This is a genomic window from Pseudorhodobacter wandonensis, assembly GCF_001202035.1.
GTDB lineage: Bacteria > Pseudomonadota > Alphaproteobacteria > Rhodobacterales > Rhodobacteraceae > Pseudorhodobacter > Pseudorhodobacter wandonensis.
On the sequence record NZ_LGHT01000031.1, the window covers coordinates 188,562 to 211,118 of the forward strand.

Sequence of the window (22,557 nt, forward strand, 5' to 3'; positions counted from 1 at the left end):
AGGCGATACGGCCTCTATATGTCTTGGTTCGCGGTCAAACGGACGCAGAATGCGCTAGCCCATCAAGGCAGGCGGCAATCCTTTGAGGCTGAGGCCAAGGATGAATTTGAACATCACATAAAGCCCGACGCCAAGGCCAAGGCCGGTTGCCACGGCCAGTTGCGGCTTGGGGTTGATTTGATAGCTGAGGATGCCCGAAACGATGATCGTGGGCAGGATAAAGCCCAAGGGTTTGACCAGCATCGCATAGGCAAACATCGCAACCAGCGCGATGCCGAGGTTCAGCAATGTCTTGCCAATCGGCCATTCGACATCCGGGTCGGGCTTTAGCATCATCGCGAACGCGCACAGCATGGTCACGCCACCGATCAGGTAGGGAAAGATCCGCGGGCCAACCGGGTCTGACATAAAGCTGGTGCGAATGGTCGTGGCGCTGAGGATATACCCCAGCGCCACAATCATCATGACCAGACCAAAAATCCGGTCTCCGCGCATTATTGGATAACCCCGATTTCCTTGGACAGGGTAACGGTATCGGCAATCACGCCATCAACCCAGGTCTGGAAGTCGGCACCAACTTTGGTGAAAGGCGCAAGGCCGTTTTCGGCCATCGCGGTTTTCCACTGCTCGCTGTCAGCCACAGCTTTCAGGCGGGTCGCCCAGGTGTTGAACTGGTCATCCGAGATGCCTTTGGGCACATAGACGCCGCGCCAGTTTACAGCAACCACGTCAAAGCCTTGCTCGCGTGCGGTCGGGATGTCTTCAAAGCCGGGAACACGCTCTTCGGTTAGAACGGCCAGAACGCGCACGTCGCCAGATTTGATGAAGCCGACGATTTCCGACATGTCGCCGGTCATCGCTTGGGTAAAGCCGCCAACGGTTTGGGTGATCGCATCTGCGCCACCGTCAACACCAATATATTTGATTTTGGTGATGTCGTTGAAACCAGCAGCTTTCATGATTTGCAGTGGTTTCATGTGGTCAAAACCGCCCACAGCCGAACCGCCTGCAAAGGCAACCGAGGCCGGATCAGCCTTGATCGCGGCAACCATGTCGCCAAGGTTTTGGAACGGGCTGTCCTTGGCCACAACGATCACGCCCGGATCAGCACCGATTGCGCCAACGAAACGCACCTGATCGGCGGTCATGCCGGCATAGGCGTTTTGCGCCAGACGGGTGGTGGTTGCCGAAGAGGCTGCAACGATCACGTCAGGATCGGTGTTGTGATCTGCCACAACGGCCGAAAACGCCACACCGCCGCCGCCGCCTGCCATGTTGGTCACTTGCATCGGTGCGTCGATGGCTTTGACTTCATACATGATGTTGGCGATCTGACGGCAGGTGAAATCCCAGCCGCCGCCGGGGTTTGCGGGTGCGATGCATTCAGTCGCAAAGGCCGAACCTACAGACATGGCGGAAAGCAGAGCGCTGGTGCCCAGCACTTTGAACATAGTCATTTTCATTATTGTCCTCCCAGACGTTAATATGCGCTGGGGTCCGGCTTGCGCTGACCCTCTTGCATGCCAGACGATTCCCGTTGAAGCTGACACTAACCTGTCATGGGTTGGGGGAGACATAAGAAACGTGCGATTTTTATTGGTCGAGGATAGCGCCGAACTGGCGCAGCCGGTGCGCGATTTGTTGGCATTGGACGGGCACGGGGTAGATTGGGCCGCCAGTTTGGCCGAGGCGCAGGATTGTCTGAACGCGGCGACTTATGACCTGATATTGCTGGATATTATGCTGCCAGATGGCGACGGGCGGCGGTTTTTGCAGGCGCAGCGGCGGGCGGGCCATGACACACCGGTAATCGTGATGACCGCCCGCGCGGCGGTGTCTGACCGCGTGGACGTGCTGGATAGCGGGGCGGATGATTATATTACCAAGCCGTTTGATTTTGCCGAGCTGGAGGCGCGGGTGCGGGCGGTTTTGCGCCGCAGGGGGGGCGCGGCGCAGACGGTGCGAATCTATGCCGACTTGTCATTTAACCCTTTGACCGCGACTGTGACTATCAACGGTGAGTCCCGCGATTTGCGTAACCGCGAGCTGCGGTTGTTTGAGGTGTTGCTGGCGGCCCCCGACCGGATTTTCAGCAAGGACCAGCTGTGCGACCGCCTGTTTTCCTATGCCGAAAGCGTCAGCGACAACGCGATTGAGGTTTATGTAGGTCGTTTGCGCAAGAAGCTGGCAGGTTCGGCGGCGCGGATAGAGACGGTGCGCGGGCTGGGCTATAAGTTGACAACAGGATGAGGGCGTTTTTGCCCAATGGCAGTCTGCGTGCCAAGCTGGTGGTGCAGCTTTTGGTGGTGGCGGCGGCGCTGGCGGTGCTGCTGTATTTCACCGTGCGCACCACAGCCGACCGCGCCGCCGAAGCAACGCAGGATGCGATTTTGGGGGCGGCGACGACCTCTATCGCCGAGCAGCTGCGTGCGACCGAGGACGGCATCGAGGTTGATCTGGCCTATGCGACGTTTTCGATGCTGGGGGCGATCGGGCAGGACCGTTTGTTTTACCGCATTGATATTGGTGGGAAAACGGTCACCGGCTATGATGATTTGCCGTTGCCCGAGGTGCAGCCTGCGTCACTGGCTGCGGCGTTCTACACAGCGCCCTATCTTGATACCGAACTGCGGATTGCCGTGGTGGCCCGCAGTATGATTGTGGGCAAGGGGCCGGTGCCTGTGCTGGTTATGGTGGGGCAAACGCGGCTGGGGCAGGCGGCGATTGCCGATAGTCTGGCCAACCGTGCGGCGCTGGTGGGATTGGGGTTTTTCTTGCTGGCGGTGCCCTTGTCGCTGCTGTCGGCGGGATCGGTTTTCAACCCGATCAACCGCTTGGCCGAGGCAGTGGGGCGGCGTGGCCCGCGCGATTTGCGGCCTGTGCGCCACCCTGCACCGCGCGAGTTGGCGCCGCTGATCGGGGCGTTGAACGGGTTTGTCGCGCGGTTGCGGGGGGCGTTGTCGCAGACTGAAACCTTTATTGCCGAGGCGGCGCATCATATCCGCACCCCGCTTTCTACCGTGCGGACCGAGGCCGAAATTGCGCTGCGCCAATCGAATGATGAAGGCACGCGGGTGCGGTTGCGCTCGATGATCCGCGGGGTTGAGACGAGCGCGCGTTCGGCCAGCCAGTTGCTGGACCATGCGATGGTGCTGTACCGCTCGGATCAGCTGGAAAGCGTCGAGGTGGATTTGGCGACCGTTGCGCAGAATGTGGCGCGGGCATTTGAACCCACGGCCGAGTTGAAAGAGCTGGATCTGGTGGTGGAAGGCGAGGCGCCGCTGTTGACCACGGGCGATCCGTTGCTGGTGGAAAGCGCTTTGCGCAATCTGGTGGACAATGCGATCAAGTATTCCGAGGCCGAAACCGAGGTGCGGATTGTGCTGTCGCGTGCTGTGGGCATGGCGGTGGTGCAAGTGTTGGACCAAGGGCGCGGCTTGCAAGGCGTGCCGGTGGCGCGGCTGACGGGCCGGTTTACGCGTGGGCAGAATGTGGGCGATGTGGTAGGGTCGGGGCTTGGGTTGACGATTGTGACCGAGGTGGCTGCAGCGCTGGGCGGGCGGTTCGAGTTGACGCAAAGAGAGACGGGGGGCACATGCGCCAGCTTATTCTTGCCGGCTTGCTAGGCCTGTATGCCTGTGCGGCGCAGGCGTTCGAGGTTGAAGATCAGCGCGTCTTTGGTACCGGTTCGGGGGCCGAGATTGCCGTGCTTTCAACCACCGATACCGAGATTTTCGCGCCGTTGATCGAGGCGTTTTTGGCGCAAAACCCTGCGCTGCGGTTGCGCTATGTTGTGGCGTCAAGCCAGGAAGTGTACCGCGCGGTGCATGACGAGGGGGCGGCGTTTGATCTGGTGATTTCCTCGGCGATGGATTTGCAGATGAAGCTGGCAAATGACGGGTTTGCGGCTGGGTATGCCTCAGATGCCGTGCTGGGTTTGCCGGGCTGGGCGCGTTGGCGTGACCGCCTGTTCGGCTTTGCGTTAGAGCCGGTGGTGATGTTGGCGTCGCGCCGCGCGTTGCGCGGGCTAGAGATGCCGCGCAGTCGGCGTGATCTGATTGATTTGCTGCGCGCCAACCCAGAACGGTTCAACGGGAGGATTGCGACCTATGACCCGCATGTTTCGGGGGCGGGTTATTTGTTTGCTACCCAGGACGCGCGGCAGACGGATGCGTTTTGGCGGCTGGCCGAGGTAATGGGGCGGTTGAATGCGCGGCTCTATTGCTGTTCGGGCGATATGATCAAAGGGTTGGAGAACGGTGATCTGGCGCTGGCCTATAATGTGGTGGGCAGTTACGCGCAAACGCGACTGCCCGATGGTGCAGAGGGTGAATTGCCCGATATTGTGGTGATCGAGCCTGAGGATTTTACGGTTGCGCTGCTGCGCACCGCCTTTGTGCCGGTGGGGGCGGCGCGGCCGGAACTGGGGGGGGCATTGCTGGATTTCATGTTGGGCGTGCAGGGACGGGCGTTGATTGACGGGGTGGCGGAATTGCCGCCTTTGGACCAGACCGCGCTTGCACCGCATTTGCGGCCCATCCGTCTGGACCCCGGCTTGTTGGTCTATCTGGACCAGATCAAGCGGCGGAACTTTTTGGGCGAATGGGATGCGGCGATGACCCAGCCCTGAGGCGGAGGCGGTAGCAGGGGGGCGCGGCCCCCCTCTGGCCCTGAGGGGCCATTCACCCCTCGGGATATTTTTGCCGAAAAGAAAGCGGGTTAGCGGTGTTTGCGTTTTTGGCCAGCGATCAGTGCGGCACTGATGATGAGGGCGGCACCGATATAGATGCCGGTTGTCGGGATTTCATTGAACATGAAGTAGCCGACCGAAACCGAAAGGATCAGCGAGGCATAGCCCAAAGGCGCGATCACGCCGGCCTCGGCCCAGTAATGGGCGCGCATGAAGCAAAACTGTGCGGTTTGCGAGAAGATGCCGACCGAGAGCAGGATGGGCCAATGGCTGCCGGGGGCTTGCCAGTAAAACGCGGCGGGAAGGGCGGCCACGACGGCAAGGCCTGCGGTTTGCCAGACCATTTGGGCCAAAGGGTCCTCATGCCGCATGCGGCGCAGGATGATGACGGCGCCGGTACCGGCAAAGACCGAGGCAAAGAGGGCCGCGAGACCGGTGGCATAGGCGGCGCTGAGGCTGTTCGGATCGACAGCAATAACAACGCCGATCAGGCCGATGCCGCCGGCAAGCCATTGTTTGGGCAGGATGCGTTCGCGCAAGATCAGCGCGGCGAGGGTCATCATCAGCAAAGGTCGTGTGAAGTTGACAGTGGTGAACATGGCAAAGGGTAGTTTGGCCACACCGAAAAAGCTGCCCGTCATGGCGATGGTTGACAGCCCCGTGCGAAAGAGTTGCAGGCGCGGGTTGGTAAGGCGCTGGAAGCCGCCTTTGTAGATGACGAACGGGATGAGGACGGCAAGCCCGACCAGTGCCCGAATGAGAACGATCTGGATTGAGGGCAGCGAGACGCCCAGCGATTTGACAATGGTCAGCGACCAGATGTTGAAGCTCATATCCGTCAGCAGCCAGACTGCGCCGCGCAGATTGTTGCGGGCGGGGCCGGTATCGGGGTTGGTGTGCGGGGCCGTAAGGCGCGGGATGATGGCCATTCAAGCCGCCGGATTGGTAAGGTTGGCCATCAGGCGAAAGGCGCCGGTGACAAGTGCCTCCATCTGCAAGTGCAGGATCAGGGCGCAGTGGTGGTGTTGGCCTTTGCCAAAGCGCGCCGTCAGCAGAGCGCCTTGGTGCGGGGCCTCATCCGGGTCGTTCATTTGCAGCAGCGGCTGGTAGGCGGAGGCCCAGCTTTTGGCAAAATAGAGCCCGCGTTCTTTGACCCAGCCCTGCCAATCGGCCTCGGTGATTTTGTTGGGGGTGTTGAGCAGGGGGTGATCGGGGATGAGGGGGGTGACATGCGCGTTTTCATCCGTGACGCGGAAGCGCAGGCTGGGTTTGCCGATTTCCAGCGCGGCGGGCGCGGTATGGGCGGCATCCCAATTATCCCAAGGCCGGTGATAGAGCGTCAGCAATGTGCCGCCCTGATGCACCCATTGGTGGATGGCGGGCATGAAGGCGGCCAGCGCGGGGCGAAAGCGCAGGGCGAAAATGCCGATTACGAGGCTGTCGTACTCTGCGAGGGCTGCGGCGGTCAGGGCGCTGTCGGGCAGGGTGGTTACATCTGCGCCCATTGCGCGCAGCCAATGGTCAACGCGGTCATTTCCGCCGCCGATATAGGCGATGCGGGCCTTTGGCAGGGCAACCTCGGCCACGCGCAGGCGCAGAGTGGCGGGGGCGGCAAAGAGCAAAGGGCCGGTGTGCGGGTGGTGGATGGGGGTGACGGTTTGGGCGGGTTGACCGCCTGTTGTGACGGGCAGAATATGCAGGTTTGGCGCGGGGAGCAGCGCTGCGTCTTGCACGGTCAAGGACAGGCCTTTGCCGGTGTCGGATAGGGCAAGGCCCTGTGGCACAGGCACAGAGGCACCATGTGACAGATGCAGGGCCACGGGTTTTGGCGCAGCGGTGTTCAGGAATGCCGTAGCGGGGTCGATGGTTGCCTTTACTGCAGGCAAAACAAGCAGTTGCTGTTCTGGCGGCACGGTAAGGCTGGTGTCGATGCCTTCATAGCGCAGGGTGATTTTCACTGCGACGGGGCCTTGGGGGGCGTGGGCGTGGTGGACCATGGGAAAGGGGTCAAAGGGCAGGGCGGAGTTGGGCAGGGTGATGCTGTCATCCGTGCTGTGCCAGCCCTTTGGCAGGTGCCATGCGGCGCGGGTTTTGCACAGGTGATCCGGGGTTATCAGCGACAGGCTGGCGCCGATGGTCTGGCCCGGTTCGGCAAGGTCTGTATCCAGCCGAGCCGTTAGGCGGCACCCGCAGGCGAGGTAGGCCACGCGCGACAGTTGCGCGATGCTGCGGTCAAAGCGGTGGAGTGCGTAATCCTGCCCGCGTTCAACGCATTGGGCGCGGGCGGCGCGGGCATGGGCGATGGCAAGGAATGCATGGTGCAGCACGGCCGCGGCATCGGGATAAGCTGCCACACAGGCAGCAAGCTGCGTGTCCAGATCGGCGGCGCGGGCATTGCCGGGCAACAGATCGGCATAAGAGTTGGGTAGGTTGTCGGTAATTTTGGCCTTGTCGCCTGCGCGGTCGGGGCCAACGGTGCTGCGCACCAAATGCAGCGGCCAGCCTTTTGGCACAACGCCGCCGGTCCAGCGGCCCATGCCTTGGGTGGCGTGAAAGGCGCGGGATTGTTGGCCGATCTCGGCCCATGTCCAGCCGGACGGGGGTTCATGGCCTGCACCCGGAATATGGACAGTGGCGGGGGGCGGGGGCAGATCGTCGTCATAGGCATCGCCTGCGCCAGACCACGCAGGCAGGTACAGCTTGGCCACTTGCCACGGGGTGCCCTTTGCATCGAAATCGGGATCGGCGGCGGCATCCATTGCCTCATGCGCGGCTTGGGTCATGGCGCGGTGGTGGCCGTGCTGGCCGGGAATATCAAGAAATGTGGGGCAGAGGATGTCGGGGCGCTCGGCCCGGATGGCCTGCACCAGCATGCGCAGGGTATGGGCGTGGCCCCATTTGCCCAGCGTTTCCACACCGGATTTGGAAAAGCCGAAATCGGTGATCGGGTCGTCGGGTGTGTCTGACATCCAATACATCGACAGGCCCAGTACATCGGCGGCGGCGTGCATTTCGGCCATGCGCAGGGTGCCAAGGGCAGCGCCTGCCTCGCGCCCTATATCGTTCTGGCCGCCTTCGCCGCGGGTCGAGCAGACGTAGGAAACCGACAGCCCGTCACGGTAGGTCAGCGCGGCCAGCATGCTGGAATGTTCATCATCGGGATGGGCGCCCGAATTCATGAAGCGCACCAAGCCGCGCAAAGGTTGCAGTGCGCGCCACAGCATCAGGCCCGCAGGCTGGGCGGTCTGGAGGCGGATACGGGCGGCGTCAGTCATGGGCATGGCGGCGATTCCAATCTGTGGGCATCAAGGCGCGGGGTGACAGTGCTGTGGATGACAAGGGCGGCTGCGCCTAGGGCTGCGGTAAATCGGCCCGAGGTGCCGCGCTGGACACGTGGGGCCGTACGGTCGGAACGGCGGGCAACCGAACCTGTGGGCAAGGCCAGCCGGGCGATCAACGCGTCAATCAGCGCATCGGGCAAGGCACCGCCCAGCACGGTGGATTGCGGGTCAAACAGGTTTTCGAGCATTCCGATGGCACGTGACAGCGCCTCGGCTGCGGTGTCGAGCCATTCGATCAGATCCGGGTTTTGCGTATCCAGCAGGCGCAGCAGGGTTGCATCGGTGCCAGAGGTATCGGGGGCAAGGTGGCCCTTGGCGACAAGATGGCGCTGGACTGACAGGCGGCTGACATATTGTTCCAGACAGCCCGCATTGCCGCAGCCGCAAGCACGGCCGTTGGGGTGGATTATCACATGCCCGACCTCACCCGCATTGCCGAACGCGCCGCGCAGGGGGTGGCCTTGGGCCACGATGCCAAGGCCAAGTCCCGAACCGAAATAGAGAAAAGCATAGGTCGGCAGACCTTGAGCGGCACCCGACATGCCTTCGGCCAAAGCGGCGGCGGTGGCGTCTTTGTCGATATGCACGGGCAGGCCCAACAAGAGTTCAGCCCGCGCGGGCAGGGTGGCCGGATCCCATCCCGGCAAGGCGGTCGCATCATCGGTACTCAGCCCTTCGAGGCCAAAGGGGCCGGGGATCACCAGCCCTGCGCCCAAAATGCGGGCAATGGGGCTGCGCGCGATGGCCTTTTGCGCCAGCCTTGCCATTTGCGCCAAGACAAAATCGGGGTCGGTTTGGGCAAGGCGATGGTGCTCGCTGGCCAGTGCCGTTCCACCAAGGTCGGTCAGCACCATCGTCAGCATATCTGGCCGCACCTCAAACCCCAAAGCGGCGGCCCCTGCGGGGTTAAAGGCATAGACGACCGGCGGCTGGCCGCGTGCCGCCGCCCTGCGACCTGTGCGCAGCACAAGGCCCTCGGTTTCAAGTTCGGCCATCAGGTTTGACACGGTTTGGGTCGATAGACCTGCAGCTTTGGCAATCTCGGCCCGCCCCGCCGCGCGGGTTTGCAAATAGCCCAAAACCACGCGGCGATTATGCGCTTTGGTCTTTTCGGCGTTATTGCCGGCGATTTGCTGGGGTTGGAACGACACTCTGCAACCTTAACTCAAAACATTTGAATAAAATATTGATCTTTGTCACGAAGCCGTCAACACTTGGTTTCAGTTGCGTGACCCACCCGACCGAAAAGGGGGGGATTCGAGCCACAAGAACCGCCGCAAGTGCGGACAACATGGGAGTGATGACGAATGAAAGCATTCAAGGCATTTACGATGGCGGCGGCGACCAGCCTTTCCGCGTTGATTGCGGCCGCCCCTGCGCAGGCGGTCGAGATTGAGTATTGGCAGTACATCTTTGACGCCCGCATCAAGGCGATGGATGTGCTGATCGATAATTTCCAAAAGGCAAACCCCGATATTACGGTCAAGCAAAGCACATTTCCCTATGCCGATTACCGCACCAAGGTGGCAGCCGCCATTCCGGCGGGCGAAGGGCCGGATGTGGTGCAACTGTTTTATGGTTGGTTGAATGACTATGTGCAGGCTGATCTGATCCAGCCGCTGCCTGCGTCCAACTTTCCGGCTGACAAGATCGAGGCCGAGTTTTTCCCGATGGTCCGTGCGATGAAAATCGACGGCAATTATATGGCTTTGCCGACAGCGGTTCGGTCTTTGGCGCTGTTTTACAATACGCGCATGTTCAAAGAGGCAGGCTATGATAAGGCGCCGGCCAATCTGGACGAGCTGGTCGCAATGGCCGAAAAGATGACGACCAAGGATGGTGCAGGCAATATCACCGCCGAAGGCCTGACCAGCGGCATGACCGCCCAAGACCACCATTGGTGGCGCGAGGTTCTGCTGCGGCAGTTCGGTGGCGTGCCCTATTCGGATGACAACAAGACTGTGACCTATAACACCGAGGCCGGCGTTAAGGCCTTGCAGTTTTATGCCGACCTGGAAGGCAAGTATGGCGTAACCAAATCGACCTTTATGGACGAGCCGCAAGCCGCGTTCAAAGCGGGCCGTGCAGCGATGCATATCGACGGTTCCTTCCGTATTGGCGCGCTAAAGGATACGCGGGGCCTTGATTGGGCGGTGGCCGAATTGCCGGCGGGGCCGGACGGGACCAAATCAAACTATGCCAGCTATTGGGTGAACGCGATTACGAGCAAGGCCAAGGATGAAAAATACGAGGCCTCGGTGAAGTTCATGGAATATATCACCAGTGACGAGGCGATGCAGATCTGGCTGGATACGGTTGGTGAATTGCCTGCAAAGCCATCAGCCGCGATGACCGAGAAAAACCTTGCCGACCCGGTATTCGGGCCGTTCGTGGCGGGGCTTGGCTATGCGCAAACGACTGTATTCGCAGACGAATCCGGTCAGCGCCAAGTGCTGGTGGATGCGGTTAGCCGGATGTCGCTAGAAGGGCAATCGGCGGCAGATGCGCTTGCGGCAGCGGCCAAGGCCGAGCAAGCCATTCTGGACAGCTATTACAAAAAGTAACCCTCCCTGACTTGCGGCCCGGTTCGCCGGGCCGCTTTTTCCGGGGCAGAATACAGGGTTGGGGCAAATGGCAGTGTATCGCAATCTTTCCATCCGTCAGAAACAGGTGGTCTGGGCTTGGGGCTTTTTGGCCCTGCCCATCGTTTTTTACTGCGTGATCCGGTTTTATCCGACGCTGAACGCGATCATCCTGAGCTTTCAAAGCTGGAACCTGCTTGGCCCGCGCGAATGGGTGGGGTTTGATAACTATGTCAAGCTGTGGCACGACCCGGTGTTCTGGAAGGCGTTTCGCAATACCTTTGTGTACTTGATCCTTGGTACGCCGATTTCCTTGGTTCTGAGCTTTTTGATTGCCTATCAGTTGGACAAGACGCGGTTGCTGCATGGCACGCTGCGGGCGCTGTATTTCTTGCCATTCCTTACGTCAACTGTGGCGATGGCTTGGGTTTGGCGCTGGTTTTACCAACCGGTGCCGATTGGGTTGTTTAACAACTTTCTGGCATCGATGGGCTTTGCGCAGGTGGATTTTCTGAACTCGACCACCAATGCGCTGCCATCGATTTTGCTGCCGGCAATCTGGGCGGGCCTTGGCTTTCAGATCATCATCTTCATGGCCGGATTGCGGGCGATCCCCACCAGTTACTATGAGGCGGCGCGGATTGACGGGGTATCAAGCTGGACGATTATGTCCGAGATTACATTGCCACTGCTAAAGCCGACGATTGTGTTTCTGGTCGTGTTTTCTAGCATCGGTTTTCTGCGGATTTTCGATCAGGTGTTCAACATGACCACCAATAACCCCGGCGGGCCATTGGATAGCACCAAGCCGCTGGTTTTGATGATTTACCAAACCGCGTTTTCCAGCTTTGATATGGGGTATGCAGCCGCGCAAACGGTTGTTTTATTTGGTATTTTGCTAGTGGTTAGCTTGGTTCAACTGCGCGTGTTAAAGGAAAAGCCATGAGCGAGGTCAAAGCAAGCGCCAACAGCCTGATGCAGGCGCGGGTTGCAAAAGGCCCGCGCGATCCTTGGGCCGTGCTGCGCTGGACGCTGCTGGCGATGGGCGCGATTGTGATGGTGATGCCGATCATCTACATGCTGTCGGCCAGTATCAAATATCCGTTTGAAATGTATGACTTGAACATCATCCCAAAGGAGCCGACGTTTGAGAATTATACCTATGTGCTGTCGGACGGGCGGTTTTTGCGCTGGTTCGGCAACTCGTTCCTGATTGCCACGCTGACCACGATTTCGGCAGTGTTTTTTGATGCGCTGGTCGGCTATGCGCTGTGCAAGTTTCAGTTTCGCGGGCGGACATTCGTGTTCATCGCCATTCTGTCAACGCTGATGATTCCAACCGAAATGCTGGTGATTCCGTGGTATCTGATGTCCAAAACCTTTGGCTGGCTGGATAGCTATTGGGGCATCATGTTTCCGGGTGTGATGACGGCCTTTGGTACGTTTTTGATGAAGCAATTTTTTGAAACCGTGCCGGATGACTTCCTTGAGGCCGCGCGGATTGACGGGCTGAACGAATTTCAGATCTGGTGGTCGGTGGCCTTGCCGCTGGTGACGCCGGCACTGTCGGCCCTTGCGATTTTTGTGTTTCTGGGCAATTGGACCGCGTTTTTGTGGCCGCTTATCGTGACCAATTCCCAAGACCTATATACCCTTCCGGTGGGCCTGACGACCTTTAGCGTCGAGCAAGCCGTGGAATGGGAATTGATTATGACAGGGGCGGCATTGGCCACGATTCCGACGTTGATCGTGTTCTTGCTGTTCCAGCGCTATATCATTCGTGGTGTGGCCATGGCGGGGTTAAAAGGATGAAAGATAACAGTAAATTCCCTGATCCGACCTATCGTGACACTGTGTTGGAACCGCTGTTCGATGCGGCAAAGCTGCACTATGCGGCACCCGTGCGGGCGATAAACCGCGCGCATCTGGTCATGCTTGCTGAAGAAGGCATTTTGTCCCGCGATGTGGCGCGCAAAATCGCGCAGGCGCTGAACGAGATTGATGCCGAGATTGACCTTACCAAGCTGCGCTATACCGGCGAATATGAGGATTATTTTTTCCTTGTCGAGGCCGAGCTGAAACGCCGTCTTGGCCCGGATGTGGCGGGGGCATTGCACACGGCCCGGTCGCGTAATGATATGGACCATACAGTGTTCAAGCTGGTGCTGCGCGGCAAAACCGATGCGCTGTTGGCGCAGGCTATGGTGCTGAGCCGGGACTTGATAAAAACGGCGCGGCGCGAACGGGACACGCTGATCGTGGCCTATACCCATGGCCAGCCAGCCCAACCCACGACTTACGGGCATTACCTTGCTGCGGCGATCGAGGTGCTGATCCGGGATGGCGAGCGGCTTTGCGATGCGCGTGGTGCGCTTGACCATTGCCCGATGGGTGCGGCGGCGATCACCACCTCGGGCTTTCCGATCAACCGGCACCGCGTGGCCGAGCTGCTGGGTTTTGCCGAGCCTTTGCGCAATTCTTATGGCTGTATTGCGGGGGTCGATTATGTGACCGGCCTGTATTCGGCGATGAAGCTGATGTTCTTGCACCTCGGGCGGGTGATCCAGGACATGCAGTTCTGGTCGGCGTTTGAGGTGGGGCAGCTTTATGTGCCCAACGCGATGGTGCAAATTTCATCAATCATGCCGCAAAAGCGCAATCCCGTGCCGATCGAACATTTGCGCCATTTGGCCAGTATGACGGTGGGGCGCTGCGATGCTGTGGTGAACACCATGCATAACACGCCCTTTACCGATATGAATGATAGCGAGGGCGAGGTGCAGGCAGCAGGCTATGCCGCGTTTGACAGTGCTGCCCGCGTGCTGGCGCTGCTGAATGCGCTTATTCCGGCCTGTTCGATAAACGCCGACCGTGTGGCCGCCAATATGGATGCGGCCTGTGTAACCGTGACCGAACTTGCCGATAGTTTGGTCCGGGGCGAGGGGCTGAGTTTTCGCCAAGCGCATGAGATTGCTGCGAAAACCGCGCAAGATGTGATTGCCCGCGCGGTGCCGCTTGCCGATGGGTTTGCAGCGTTTCAACAAGCCTTTATTGCCGAGACAGGCCGCAAACCTGCCCTTGATCCGGCGGGCTTTGCTGTGGCGGTCAGTGCCAAGAACTTTGTCGCACAGCGCGACCGTTTCGGGGGGCCGGCCCCTGCGCCGATGGACGACGCATTGCGGCATTATACCTATCAGCTTGACGAATGCGGCGAGGTGAATCAGCTGCGCACAGAACGCGCTGCGCGCGCGGCCAAGATGCTAGAAACCGCGTTTAACGCATTGTTGGTGGAGTAAGATATGGCAACCGTAAGCTTGCGAAACCTGACCAAGGCCTATGGCAAAACCCGCGTGCTGCACGGGCTGAACCTAGAGATAGGCGACGGCGAATTTGTCGTGTTTGTCGGCCCCTCGGGCTGCGGCAAATCGACGACCTTGCGCATGATTGCAGGGCTGGAAGAAGTGTCGGGCGGTGAAATTTCGATCGGTGGGCAGGTGGTGAACCATCTGGAACCCAAGGACCGCGATATTGCGATGGTGTTTCAGAACTACGCGATCTACCCGCATATGACAGTGCGCAAGAACATCGGTTTTGGGTTGCGGCGGGCCAAGATGCCAAAGGCCGATAAAGAAAAGCGCATCGAAGAGGTCGGCGCGATGTTGTCGATGACCGAGTATCTGGACCGCAAGCCTGCGCAGCTTTCAGGCGGGCAACGCCAGCGGGTTGCGATTGGCCGCGCAATGGTGCGTGACCCAGCGGTGTTTTTGTTTGATGAGCCATTGTCGAACCTTGATGCGCAGTTGCGCAGCCAGATGCGGTTGGAAATCAAGAAACTGCACCAACGCGTTAACACAACGATCATCTTTGTGACCCATGATCAGGTCGAGGCCATGACGATGGCCGACCGAATCGTAATTATGAAAGATGGGCATATTCAACAAGTTGGCACACCTGCCGAGGTGTTTCATAAACCGGCAAATATCTTTGTCGCGCAGTTCATTGGCGCGCCGTCGATGAACCTGTTGGAAGGGCGTGCCAAGGGGCAAGGGGTCGAGGTTGCAGGGCGGAAAATTGCCCGCGCGACCGGGGTCGCAGAGGGTGCGGCAGTCACTGTGGGCATCCGGCCCGATGATCTGCTCGTCACGGAGGAGGCGGGCAGTTTTGAAGGGCGGATCACGGTGTTGGAACCTCTGGGTTCGGAAACGCTCGCCTATGTTGATATCGGCGGGCAAGAGGTTGTCGCGCGTGCCGATGGTCGCAACCCGCCCGCTTTGGGGGCTGTCGTGCAATTGTCGGTGGCGCCAGAAAACCTGCATTTGTTCGGCGCCGATGGAAAGGCGATCAGATGAGCGCGGCAAAACCGGCAAAGCACGAAAAGCGCGTGCTGTGTACGGGGCGGTTGTATTGTGATGTGGTGATGTCCGGTCTGTCGGGGCCACCCGTCGCGGGGCAAGAGGTCTATGCCAGCGCGATGGTCATGGCAGCAGGTGGAGGGGCCTATATCACGGCGGCCTATCTGGCTGCGATGGGGCGTGGTGCGGGGTTGGCCGCCGTCATTCCGGCCGAGCCCTTTGCTGGCCAAATCGCGGATGAGCTGGGCGCGGCCGGGATTGCGCTGGACGCTTGCGTTTGCGCGCCCATCGGGGCGGACCCGCAGATTACGGTTGCGATGGTTACGGGCGGCGACCGTGCCTTTGTAACCCGCCGCAGCGGGGCCGCAGTTCCCGATACGGTGCCTGCGCAGATCAAAAGTGGCAAGTATGCGCATTTGCATATCGGCGAGTTGGCTAGCCTTGCCGATATGCCGCAACTGGTGGCGCTGGCCAAGGCTGCGGGCATGTCTGTTTCGGTTGATTGTGCCTGGGATGCCGAGATTTTGGCGCGGGATGATCTGGTAAACCTGCTGCGCGGTGTGGACGTGTTCTTGCCCAATCAGGCAGAGGCAGAGGCCCTTGCCCGGCATGCCGCACTGGCCGATTATGCGGATTTGGTCGTGGTGAAAAAGGGCAGTCACGGCGCCGAAGCGATCATGGGCGGCGCCAAAACGGTGCGGCCAGCCCTGAAGGTGGACGTCGTGGATACAGTCGGTGCGGGCGATGCCTTTAACGCGGGCTTTCTGGATCGCTGGTTAGAGGGGTGCGGGCTGGCAGAATGTCTGGACGCTGGCGCCCATTCCGCGAGTGTGGCGCTGGCCCGCATGGGGGGCGCGCGTGGCCTGGCCCGTTTGGCCAGGTATCGCGGTGCCGCTGAATAGCCAACCGGTGACGGGATTTGTCACATAAAACAGGCTTCTCAAACCTTAATTTCAATGCAATTGTTTTGGTAAGGACCGCGGCGATGCGGAGATTTTAAACAGAGGAAGCATAAGATGACATTTAAATCATTAAGAATTATTTTGGCTACCACGGCGCTTGTCGGGTTTGCTGCCCCTGTTCTGGCACAGGATAAATCCGGCCCGAACGTGGATGAGGCTGCAAGCGGCCAGCCTGGTGGTGTGGCGCAATTTGATATGGCGCAGGGGCTTTATACGATCAGTCTGGCGAACAAAGATGCGCTGATGGCGCTGACGGCGGCCAAACTTGCTGCAGGTGTCGAAATGACCGATGTTGAACGCGAGGGCGAGCAAAAGCTGACCGAAGGCGTGACCGAAGAGGCCGATGTGGCCGATGCACCGGCGGATGTTGCAATGATGCTGGCCTCGGCCCGTGAATTTGCGGCGGGCGATGAAACCATCTTGGGCCTGATTGAGGATGCCGAGGCCGAAGGCGCGCGCGGCCGCATTGGCGGGGCGTCCCGCCAAATGAGCCGCTTGCCTGCGGGTGCGATTGATGTCTGGCGGATCCCGTTTTACGGCAACTCTTATGCCGAAATCGGAATTTCGGGCGATGGCGATGCGCCGCTTGCGGTGGTGGTAACCGATGAGAACGGCAACCGTGTCGGTTGCCCGGCGCGGGTCTATGACAAGTTTTATTGCGATTTTGTGCCGCGCTGGAACGGGTATTTCAACGTCACGGTTGCCAACCAAGGTGGCAAGCGCAACAGCTATTACATTTTGACCAACTGATTGATATGATGTGATAAAGGCCCGGCATATTGCAGCCGGGCCTTTTTTACTTGCCGAATTTTCCGCGCAATGCATCGGCAAACGGGTTGGCCGCCGCCGTAGATTTCGGCGCGCTTTGCATCTGTGCCGGTTTGGGCGGGGCTTTGGGTTTGTCGCCACCCCGTTCTGCCCGCCGTTCCGAGGCTTGCTCGCGCGCCTCGCCGCTGTCTTTCTTCATCGTCAGGCCAATGCGTTTGCGCGGCACGTCCACCTCTACCACCCGCACTTTGACCACATCACCGGCTTTCACCACCTCATGTGGGTCGCTGACAAATTTGTCGGCCAACTGGCTGACATGGACCAAACCATCCTGATGCACGCCGATATCAACAAAGGCACCAAAGGCCGCGACATTCGTCACCGTGCCTTCCAGCATCATACCGGGTTTGAGGTCTTTGATGTCATCGACGCCTTCGGCAAAACTCGCGGTTTTGAACTCGGGGCGCGGGTCGCGGCCGGGTTTTTCCAGCTCGGCAAGAATGTCTTTGATCGTGGGCAGGCCAAAGCGGTCATCGACAAAGGTCATCGGATCAAGCTGCGCCAGTTTGGGCGAGCCCATCACCTCACGCAGGTCGCGGCCACAGGCGGAGACGATTTTACGCGCAATATCATAGGCTTCCGGGTGCACTGCCGAGGCATCCAATGGCTCTGACCCGCCGGAAATGCGCAAGAAACCAGCCGCCTGTTCAAACACTTTCGGCCCCAGCCGCGCAACTTTCAGCAGGTCGCGGCGCTTGGCAAAAGGGCCGTTGGCGTCGCGGTGGGCAACAATCGCCTCGGCCAGGCCCGGCCCCACGCCTGACACGCGGGCGAGCAGGGGGGCAGAGGCGGTGTTCAGATCAACGCCAACCGCGTTCACCGCGTCTTCGACCACGGCTTCAAGGCTGCGGCCCAAACGATGCTGGTCAACATCATGCTGGTATTGGCCGACGCCAATCGCTTTGGGTTCAATTTTAACAAGTTCGGCCAGCGGATCCTGCAATCTGCGGGCAATCGAGACGGCACCGCGCAGGGACACGTCAAGATCGGGAAACTCGCGCGCGGCCAGTTCCGACGCGGAATAGACCGAGGCACCGGCCTCGGACACGATAACCTTGGTGGGCTTTTTGGCGGTAGCGGGCAGAACGGCCAGCAGATCGGCAACCATCTTTTCGGTTTCGCGGCTGGCGGTGCCGTTGCCGATGGCAATCAGGCCAACGCCGTGCTTGCCGATCAGCTGCGCAATCGCCACTTGTGCGCCGCGCAGGTCGTTTTTGGGCTGGAACGGATAGACCGTATCGGTGGCCAACAACTTGCCCGTGGCATCGATCACGCAGACTTTGACGCCGGTGCGGATACCCGGATCAAGCCCCATCGTGGCCTTGCCGCCAGCGGGGGCTGCCAAAAGCAAGTCTTTCAAATTGCGCGCAAAAACGCGGATGGCCTCGGCCTCGGCACGGTCACGCAGATCGCCCATAAGATCAAGTGTCAGACTGGTTTTCAACTTGATACGCCAAGCCCAAGCCGCAACCTCACGCAACCAAAGATCGCCTTTGCCTGTGCCACTTGCCTGCAATGAGGCGCCGCACATCGACTCGCAGGGAGAAGTGCCACGCGGGGCATCGGGGTCAATTTCCAGATCGAGGCTTAGAAAACCCTCATTCCGGCCGCGCAGCATGGCCAGAACGCGATGCGAAGGGGCGGAATGCCAGGGTTCGGAATGGGCGAAATAGTCGGAGAACTTGGCGCCCTCGGCCTCTTTGCCTGCAACGACGGTGGCAGCAAGGCGGCCCACCGATTTCATATGGTTGCGCAGCTTGCCCAAAAGCGTAGCATCCTCGGCCAAACCTTCGGCAATGATGTCGCGCGCGCCTTCAAGGGCGGCTTTGGTATCGGCGACCTCGGCATTCAGATAGCTGCCCGCCAAGGCAACGGGATCGGCGCTGCGATCGGCCAGAATACCCTCGGCCAGCGGACCAAGGCCGTTTTCGCGGGCAATCATCGCGCGGGTGCGGCGCTTGGGCTTATAGGGCAGGTAGATGTCTTCCAGCTCGGCCTTGGTGGTGGCGGCGGTCAGGCTGGCGGTCAGATCATCGGTTAGTTTGCCTTGCTCGGTGATCGAGGACAGAATCGCCGCGCGGCGTGATTCGAGTTCACGCAGGTAGGCGAGTCGTTCGGCGAGGTTGCGCAGCTGGGTGTCATCCAGCCCGCCGGTGACCTCTTTGCGGTAGCGCGCGACGAAAGGCACGGTTGCGCCGCCATCCAAAAGGTCAACGGCAGCAACGACTTGGCCGGGGTTTGCCCCGATTTCCGAGGCGATAAGGCGGGCAATGCGGGCGGCGAGATCTGGGGTCATGCTAACGGCTTCCTGTTGGGAAACCGGACAATAGCCAAGCGTTACGGCGGGGCCAAGACCCTAAAGAGTGGGTGCAAACACTCTTGGCAAATTAGGTTGCGTGCCTTGCCTTAGATAAAGGGAATCACCGGGATACCGTCACCACAGGCTGACAAAAGGGTAAGAAGGCTGAGTGCGAGCAAGTATTTCATGGCCGAATCCCTGATATGACGATCAGTAAACGCTAGCGGTTTGCCCTATGGGCGCAAGGCAAAACCTGTTTAAACAACGTGATATTGGGGGGATGGTACCACGTCCCCGGCTCGAACGGGGGACCTCTTGATCCACAATCAAGCGCTCTAACCAACTGAGCTAACGCGGCACTGGTGGCGATTTAGACCGTGCTTGCGGTGAATGCAATACCCTTTGGAACGCTTGTCAGACGAGACGGTTCGGTTTATGCGGGAAAAAACCGAATTGGTTAAAGGATTGGGTCATGGGGATTGATAAACAGAGCGATGTTGCGGCCAATTTGCAGATTGGGCCGACGAGCATGGGCATGGTGAGGCTGTATGTCGAAGGCGATGGCGTAGAATTGCCTTTGGACTTTGACCCGGAGGAAGCCGAAGAGATTGCCGAAGAACTGCGCGCTGCCGCAGCGGCGGCGCGTGCGATGGGCGACGGCGCTGGCAAGAAAAAGCGCTGAGCGCGACGGGCTGGCGCCAGATCTGCTGCCGGGGGCGGGTGCCTTCGGCGAGGATATTTATTGGATAGATGATAGAGCGTTTGGTGCGGCTATTCGGGCGAAGGCGTAAAAACCTGACCAAACCTTGTGTCGCGCAGGGCCTGAAGGCGCTGTGCGGCCGTACGGGCAAAGATTTGGGTAACCGACTTGCGCCGCGCGCCTGCGAGCTTTGACTCGTTGGCCATGCGGATGATTTCGGCATCATATTCATCAGCAAAAAGCAGGCCAGTGCCATCGGGAAGCAACTCGGTGGGGAAATCGGTCTGGACCGCCCAAAAGAACCGGTCACACCAGGGCAAGTATTTGTGCCATTTCTGATCGGTCAGATAATCGGCGCGCGAGGATTTGCATTCGATCACCCAGATTTCGCCTTTTGGGCCCAAGGCCATGACATCGACGCGCAGGCCCGCGGTCGGGACCAATTCTTCAACGCAAGCAAAGCCGTGTGTTTGCAGGTGGCGGCAGGTGCCTTGTGCCAATTTCTGGCCGGGGGTGAGCGTGGATGACAACATGTCTGAAATTGTGAACGAAGCGGGAACGTTTGGCAAGGGGTGGGATTTGACAGTTGATAGGGAAAACACCCTTGGCGTCCGTCCCCTGCGAGGTGGTCACAGGTAATTCGATACGCGTGCTCTGGACGAATGCGGTCGGGCTGCATAGCTTGTGCGCAAAGGAGATCCCGATGACCAATCCGCTTTTATCCGACTGGACCCAAGATTTTGCCCTGCCGCCTTTTGATAGGATTAAGGATGACGATTTCGCCCCCGCCTTTGACGCCGCATTGGCCGAAGCGCGCGCGAATGTGGCTGCAATTGCCGACAATCCTGCCAGCCCCGATTTTGCAAATGTGATTGAGGCGATGGAGCAAGCCGAGGCCAAACTGGACCGCGTGGCGGGGGTGTTTTACAACCTTGCCGGTGCAGATAGCACCCCTGTGCGCGAAGCATTGCAGCGTGATCTGGCGCCGAAGCTGAGTGCGTTTTCGTCTGAAATCACCAATAACGCTGCGTTGTTCGCGCGGATAGAGGCGGTCTGGGCTGCGCGCAACGGGTTGGCGGGTGAGCAGCTGCGGGTGTTGGAGCTGTACCGCCAGATGTTTATCCGCGCGGGTGCACAGTTACGGGGGGATGCAGCAGACAGGTTGACGGCGGTAAAGGCGCGTCTTGCTGTGCTCGGCACCCAGTTCAGCCAAAACCTGCTGGCGGATGAACGGGAATGGTTCATGGAAATCAGCGAAGCTGATCTGGAGGGCTTGCCCGATTTTGTGATTGCCAGTGCGCGGGCCGCTGGTTCGGAAAAGGGTGTATCCGGGCCGGTTATCACACTGAATAGATCGCTAATTGTTCCATTTTTGCAATTTTCACCGCGTCGGGCGTTGCGGCAGCGGGCCTATGAGGCCTGGGTGGCGCGGGGCGAAAACGGCAATGCCAATGACAATCGTGCAATTGCAGCCGAGACGCTGGCCCTGCGAGAAGAAAGGGCAAAGCTGCTGGGTTATGCCAGTTTTGCGGATTTCAAATTAGAGCCGGAAATGGCGAAAACCCCGCAAGCCGTTAGGGATTTGTTGATGCGGGTGTGGGAACCTGCAAAGGCCAAAGCAATCGCGGATGCCGAAGTGCTAGAGGCGATGATGCATGCTGATGGCGTTAACAGCGCGTTGGAGGCTTGGGATTGGCGCTATTATTCGGAAAAGCGCAGAAAGGCGGAGCATGATTTAGATGAGGCGGTGTTGAAACCGTATCTGAGCCTTGAGGCGATGCTGGCCGCGCAATTCGATTGTGCCAATCGCTTGTTCGGGTTGGAGTTCCGGGCGCTTGATGTGCCGCTGTATCACAAGGATGTGCGCGCATGGGAGGTCACGCGCAAGGGGCAGCATATTGCGGTGTTCTTGGGTGACTATTTTGCGCGTGGGTCGAAACGCTCGGGCGCGTGGTGCTCGGCTATGCGGTCGCAGAAAAAGTTGGGCGGAGATGTGCGGCCGATCGTGGTGAATGTGTGCAATTTTGCCAAGGGTGAGCCTGCGTTATTGTCATACGATGATGCGCGGACATTGTTCCATGAATTTGGCCACGCGCTGCACCAGATGTTGTCGAATGTGACCTATGGGTTCATCTCGGGGACAAGTGTGGCGCGGGATTTTGTGGAACTGCCAAGCCAGCTGTACGAGCATTGGCTGGAAGTGCCAGAAGTGTTGGAAAAACACGCGCGGCATGTGGATACGGGCGCGCCGATGCCTGCTGATATGTTGAAGCGGCTTTTGGCTGCGGGGACTTATGACCAAGGCTTTGCCACAGTTGAGTTTTTGGCAAGTGCTTTGGTTGATTTGGCCTTTCATGAAGGGGCAGCACCCGCCGATCCGATGGCGAAACAGGCCGAGGTTTTGGCGGAATTGGGCTTGCCCCATGCTATCCGTATGCGCCATGCGACCCCGCATTTTGCGCATGTGTTTTCAGGTGACGGCTATTCCTCGGGCTATTATTCCTACATGTGGTCCGAGGTGATGGATGCAGATGCCTTTGCCGCTTTTGAAGAGGCCGGTGATGCGTTTGACCCGAATGTGGCGGCGCGGCTGGAGAGGTTTATCCTTTCGGCAGGCGGAAGCCAGGATGCGGAGGCGCTGTATACACAGTTTCGCGGGCGTATGCCCGGGGTAGAGCCATTGTTGAAGGGACGCGGCTTGTTGGATGTGGCGTAGGCTTAGTTGAGGGCGGCGTGCCGATGGAAAAAACTGGGGTCCTTTCCTGACCCGAGAGAAGGCTGGGGGTTTCACACCCCCCGGACC

The 22,557-nt window shown here is 59.5% G+C and carries 19 protein-coding genes and 1 tRNA gene; 12 read left to right on the forward strand and 8 right to left on the reverse strand.

The annotated features are described in order from the left end of the window. Positions 1-54 precede the first annotated feature (54 nt). Entirely contained in the window at positions 55-495 is a 441-nt protein-coding gene (locus AKU79_RS09520; protein ID WP_050523346.1) for a tripartite tricarboxylate transporter TctB family protein, read from the reverse strand. Beyond that, a complete protein-coding gene (locus AKU79_RS09525) occupies positions 495-1,463 on the reverse strand; it encodes a Bug family tripartite tricarboxylate transporter substrate binding protein (RefSeq protein ID WP_050523347.1) in 969 nt (322 codons plus the stop codon). Before AKU79_RS09525 ends, AKU79_RS09520 begins: the two co-directional genes overlap by 1 nt. A 121-nt stretch (positions 1,464-1,584) precedes the next feature. On the opposite strand from AKU79_RS09525, the gene AKU79_RS09530 reads away from it, so the two are divergent. Genes AKU79_RS09530 through AKU79_RS09540 form a run of 3 tightly spaced genes read left to right on the forward strand, consistent with a single transcriptional unit; the run spans position 1,585 to position 4,630 of the window. Next, positions 1,585-2,250: a response regulator transcription factor gene (locus tag AKU79_RS09530; protein WP_050523348.1), complete on the forward strand. Its 666-nt coding sequence runs from the start codon at positions 1,585-1,587 to the stop codon at positions 2,248-2,250. Continuing rightward, the gene (locus AKU79_RS09535; RefSeq protein WP_050523349.1) at positions 2,247-3,626 is read left to right on the forward strand and encodes a sensor histidine kinase; all 1,380 of its coding nucleotides are present in this window, start codon (positions 2,247-2,249) and stop codon (positions 3,624-3,626) included. Before AKU79_RS09530 ends, AKU79_RS09535 begins: the two co-directional genes overlap by 4 nt. Next, positions 3,596-4,630, forward strand: coding sequence for an ABC transporter substrate-binding protein (locus AKU79_RS09540; protein ID WP_050523350.1), 1,035 nt, complete (start codon positions 3,596-3,598; stop codon positions 4,628-4,630). The genes AKU79_RS09535 and AKU79_RS09540 overlap by 31 nt, the downstream gene beginning before the upstream one ends. Positions 4,631-4,719: 89 nt before the next feature. Here AKU79_RS09540 and AKU79_RS09545 read toward each other — a convergent pair whose 3' ends face one another. The 3 genes from AKU79_RS09545 to AKU79_RS09555 are packed head-to-tail and all read right to left on the reverse strand — an operon-like array spanning position 4,720 to position 9,182. After that, positions 4,720-5,619 carry a DMT family transporter gene (locus AKU79_RS09545; protein WP_050523351.1) on the reverse strand — a complete coding sequence of 300 codons (900 nt, stop codon included), beginning with the start codon at positions 5,617-5,619 and terminating at the stop codon, positions 4,720-4,722. Further along, positions 5,620-7,971 carry a PIG-L family deacetylase gene (locus AKU79_RS09550; protein ID WP_050523352.1) on the reverse strand — a complete coding sequence of 784 codons (2,352 nt, stop codon included), beginning with the start codon at positions 7,969-7,971 and terminating at the stop codon, positions 5,620-5,622. After that, the gene (locus AKU79_RS09555) at positions 7,962-9,182 is read right to left on the reverse strand and encodes an ROK family transcriptional regulator (RefSeq protein WP_050523353.1); all 1,221 of its coding nucleotides are present in this window, start codon (positions 9,180-9,182) and stop codon (positions 7,962-7,964) included. The genes AKU79_RS09550 and AKU79_RS09555 overlap by 10 nt, the downstream gene beginning before the upstream one ends. 156 nt (positions 9,183-9,338) lie before the next feature. Between AKU79_RS09555 and AKU79_RS09560 the strand changes: the two genes are divergently transcribed. The 7 genes from AKU79_RS09560 to AKU79_RS09590 all read left to right on the forward strand — a co-directional run bounded on the left by AKU79_RS09560 (position 9,339) and on the right by AKU79_RS09590 (position 16,677). Then, positions 9,339-10,595, forward strand: a complete 1,257-nt coding sequence (locus AKU79_RS09560) for an extracellular solute-binding protein (protein WP_050523354.1) — start codon at positions 9,339-9,341, stop codon at positions 10,593-10,595. 67 nt (positions 10,596-10,662) lie between these two features. Next, positions 10,663-11,559: a carbohydrate ABC transporter permease gene (locus AKU79_RS09565; protein WP_050523355.1), complete on the forward strand. Its 897-nt coding sequence runs from the start codon at positions 10,663-10,665 to the stop codon at positions 11,557-11,559. A gap of 29 nt (positions 11,560-11,588) precedes the next feature. Further along, positions 11,589-12,425, forward strand: coding sequence for a carbohydrate ABC transporter permease (locus AKU79_RS09570; protein ID WP_050523507.1), 837 nt, complete (start codon positions 11,589-11,591; stop codon positions 12,423-12,425). After that, entirely contained in the window at positions 12,422-13,909 is a 1,488-nt protein-coding gene (gene argH / locus AKU79_RS09575) for an argininosuccinate lyase (RefSeq protein WP_050523356.1), read from the forward strand. The genes AKU79_RS09570 and argH overlap by 4 nt, the downstream gene beginning before the upstream one ends. A 3-nt stretch (positions 13,910-13,912) precedes the next feature. Then, on the forward strand, positions 13,913-14,962 hold the full coding sequence (locus AKU79_RS09580; protein ID WP_050523357.1) for an ABC transporter ATP-binding protein: 1,050 nt from the start codon (positions 13,913-13,915) through the stop codon (positions 14,960-14,962). Beyond that, positions 14,959-15,867: a carbohydrate kinase family protein gene (locus tag AKU79_RS09585; RefSeq protein ID WP_050523358.1), complete on the forward strand. Its 909-nt coding sequence runs from the start codon at positions 14,959-14,961 to the stop codon at positions 15,865-15,867. The genes AKU79_RS09580 and AKU79_RS09585 overlap by 4 nt, the downstream gene beginning before the upstream one ends. Before the next feature lie 114 nt (positions 15,868-15,981). Next, entirely contained in the window at positions 15,982-16,677 is a 696-nt protein-coding gene (locus AKU79_RS09590; RefSeq protein ID WP_050523359.1) for a hypothetical protein, read from the forward strand. 46 nt (positions 16,678-16,723) lie between these two features. Here the strand turns inward: AKU79_RS09590 and AKU79_RS09595 are convergent, their stop codons facing one another. Both AKU79_RS09595 and AKU79_RS09600 read right to left on the reverse strand, forming a co-directional pair. Then, positions 16,724-19,051 carry a Tex family protein gene (locus tag AKU79_RS09595; protein ID WP_050523360.1) on the reverse strand — a complete coding sequence of 776 codons (2,328 nt, stop codon included), beginning with the start codon at positions 19,049-19,051 and terminating at the stop codon, positions 16,724-16,726. A gap of 284 nt (positions 19,052-19,335) precedes the next feature. Then, positions 19,336-19,412: transfer RNA gene (locus tag AKU79_RS09600), tRNA-His, on the reverse strand. A 114-nt stretch (positions 19,413-19,526) separates the two neighbouring features. On the opposite strand from AKU79_RS09600, the gene AKU79_RS09605 reads away from it, so the two are divergent. Further along, positions 19,527-19,736 carry a DUF6324 family protein gene (locus tag AKU79_RS09605; protein ID WP_050523361.1) on the forward strand — a complete coding sequence of 70 codons (210 nt, stop codon included), beginning with the start codon at positions 19,527-19,529 and terminating at the stop codon, positions 19,734-19,736. An 89-nt stretch (positions 19,737-19,825) separates the two neighbouring features. Here AKU79_RS09605 and AKU79_RS09610 read toward each other — a convergent pair whose 3' ends face one another. Then, the gene (locus tag AKU79_RS09610) at positions 19,826-20,287 is read right to left on the reverse strand and encodes an MmcB family DNA repair protein (protein ID WP_050523362.1); all 462 of its coding nucleotides are present in this window, start codon (positions 20,285-20,287) and stop codon (positions 19,826-19,828) included. 170 nt (positions 20,288-20,457) lie between these two features. Here AKU79_RS09610 and AKU79_RS09615 point away from each other — a divergent pair, with 170 nt between their 5' ends. After that, positions 20,458-22,470 carry a M3 family metallopeptidase gene (locus AKU79_RS09615; protein WP_050523363.1) on the forward strand — a complete coding sequence of 671 codons (2,013 nt, stop codon included), beginning with the start codon at positions 20,458-20,460 and terminating at the stop codon, positions 22,468-22,470. Positions 22,471-22,557 lie beyond the last annotated feature (87 nt).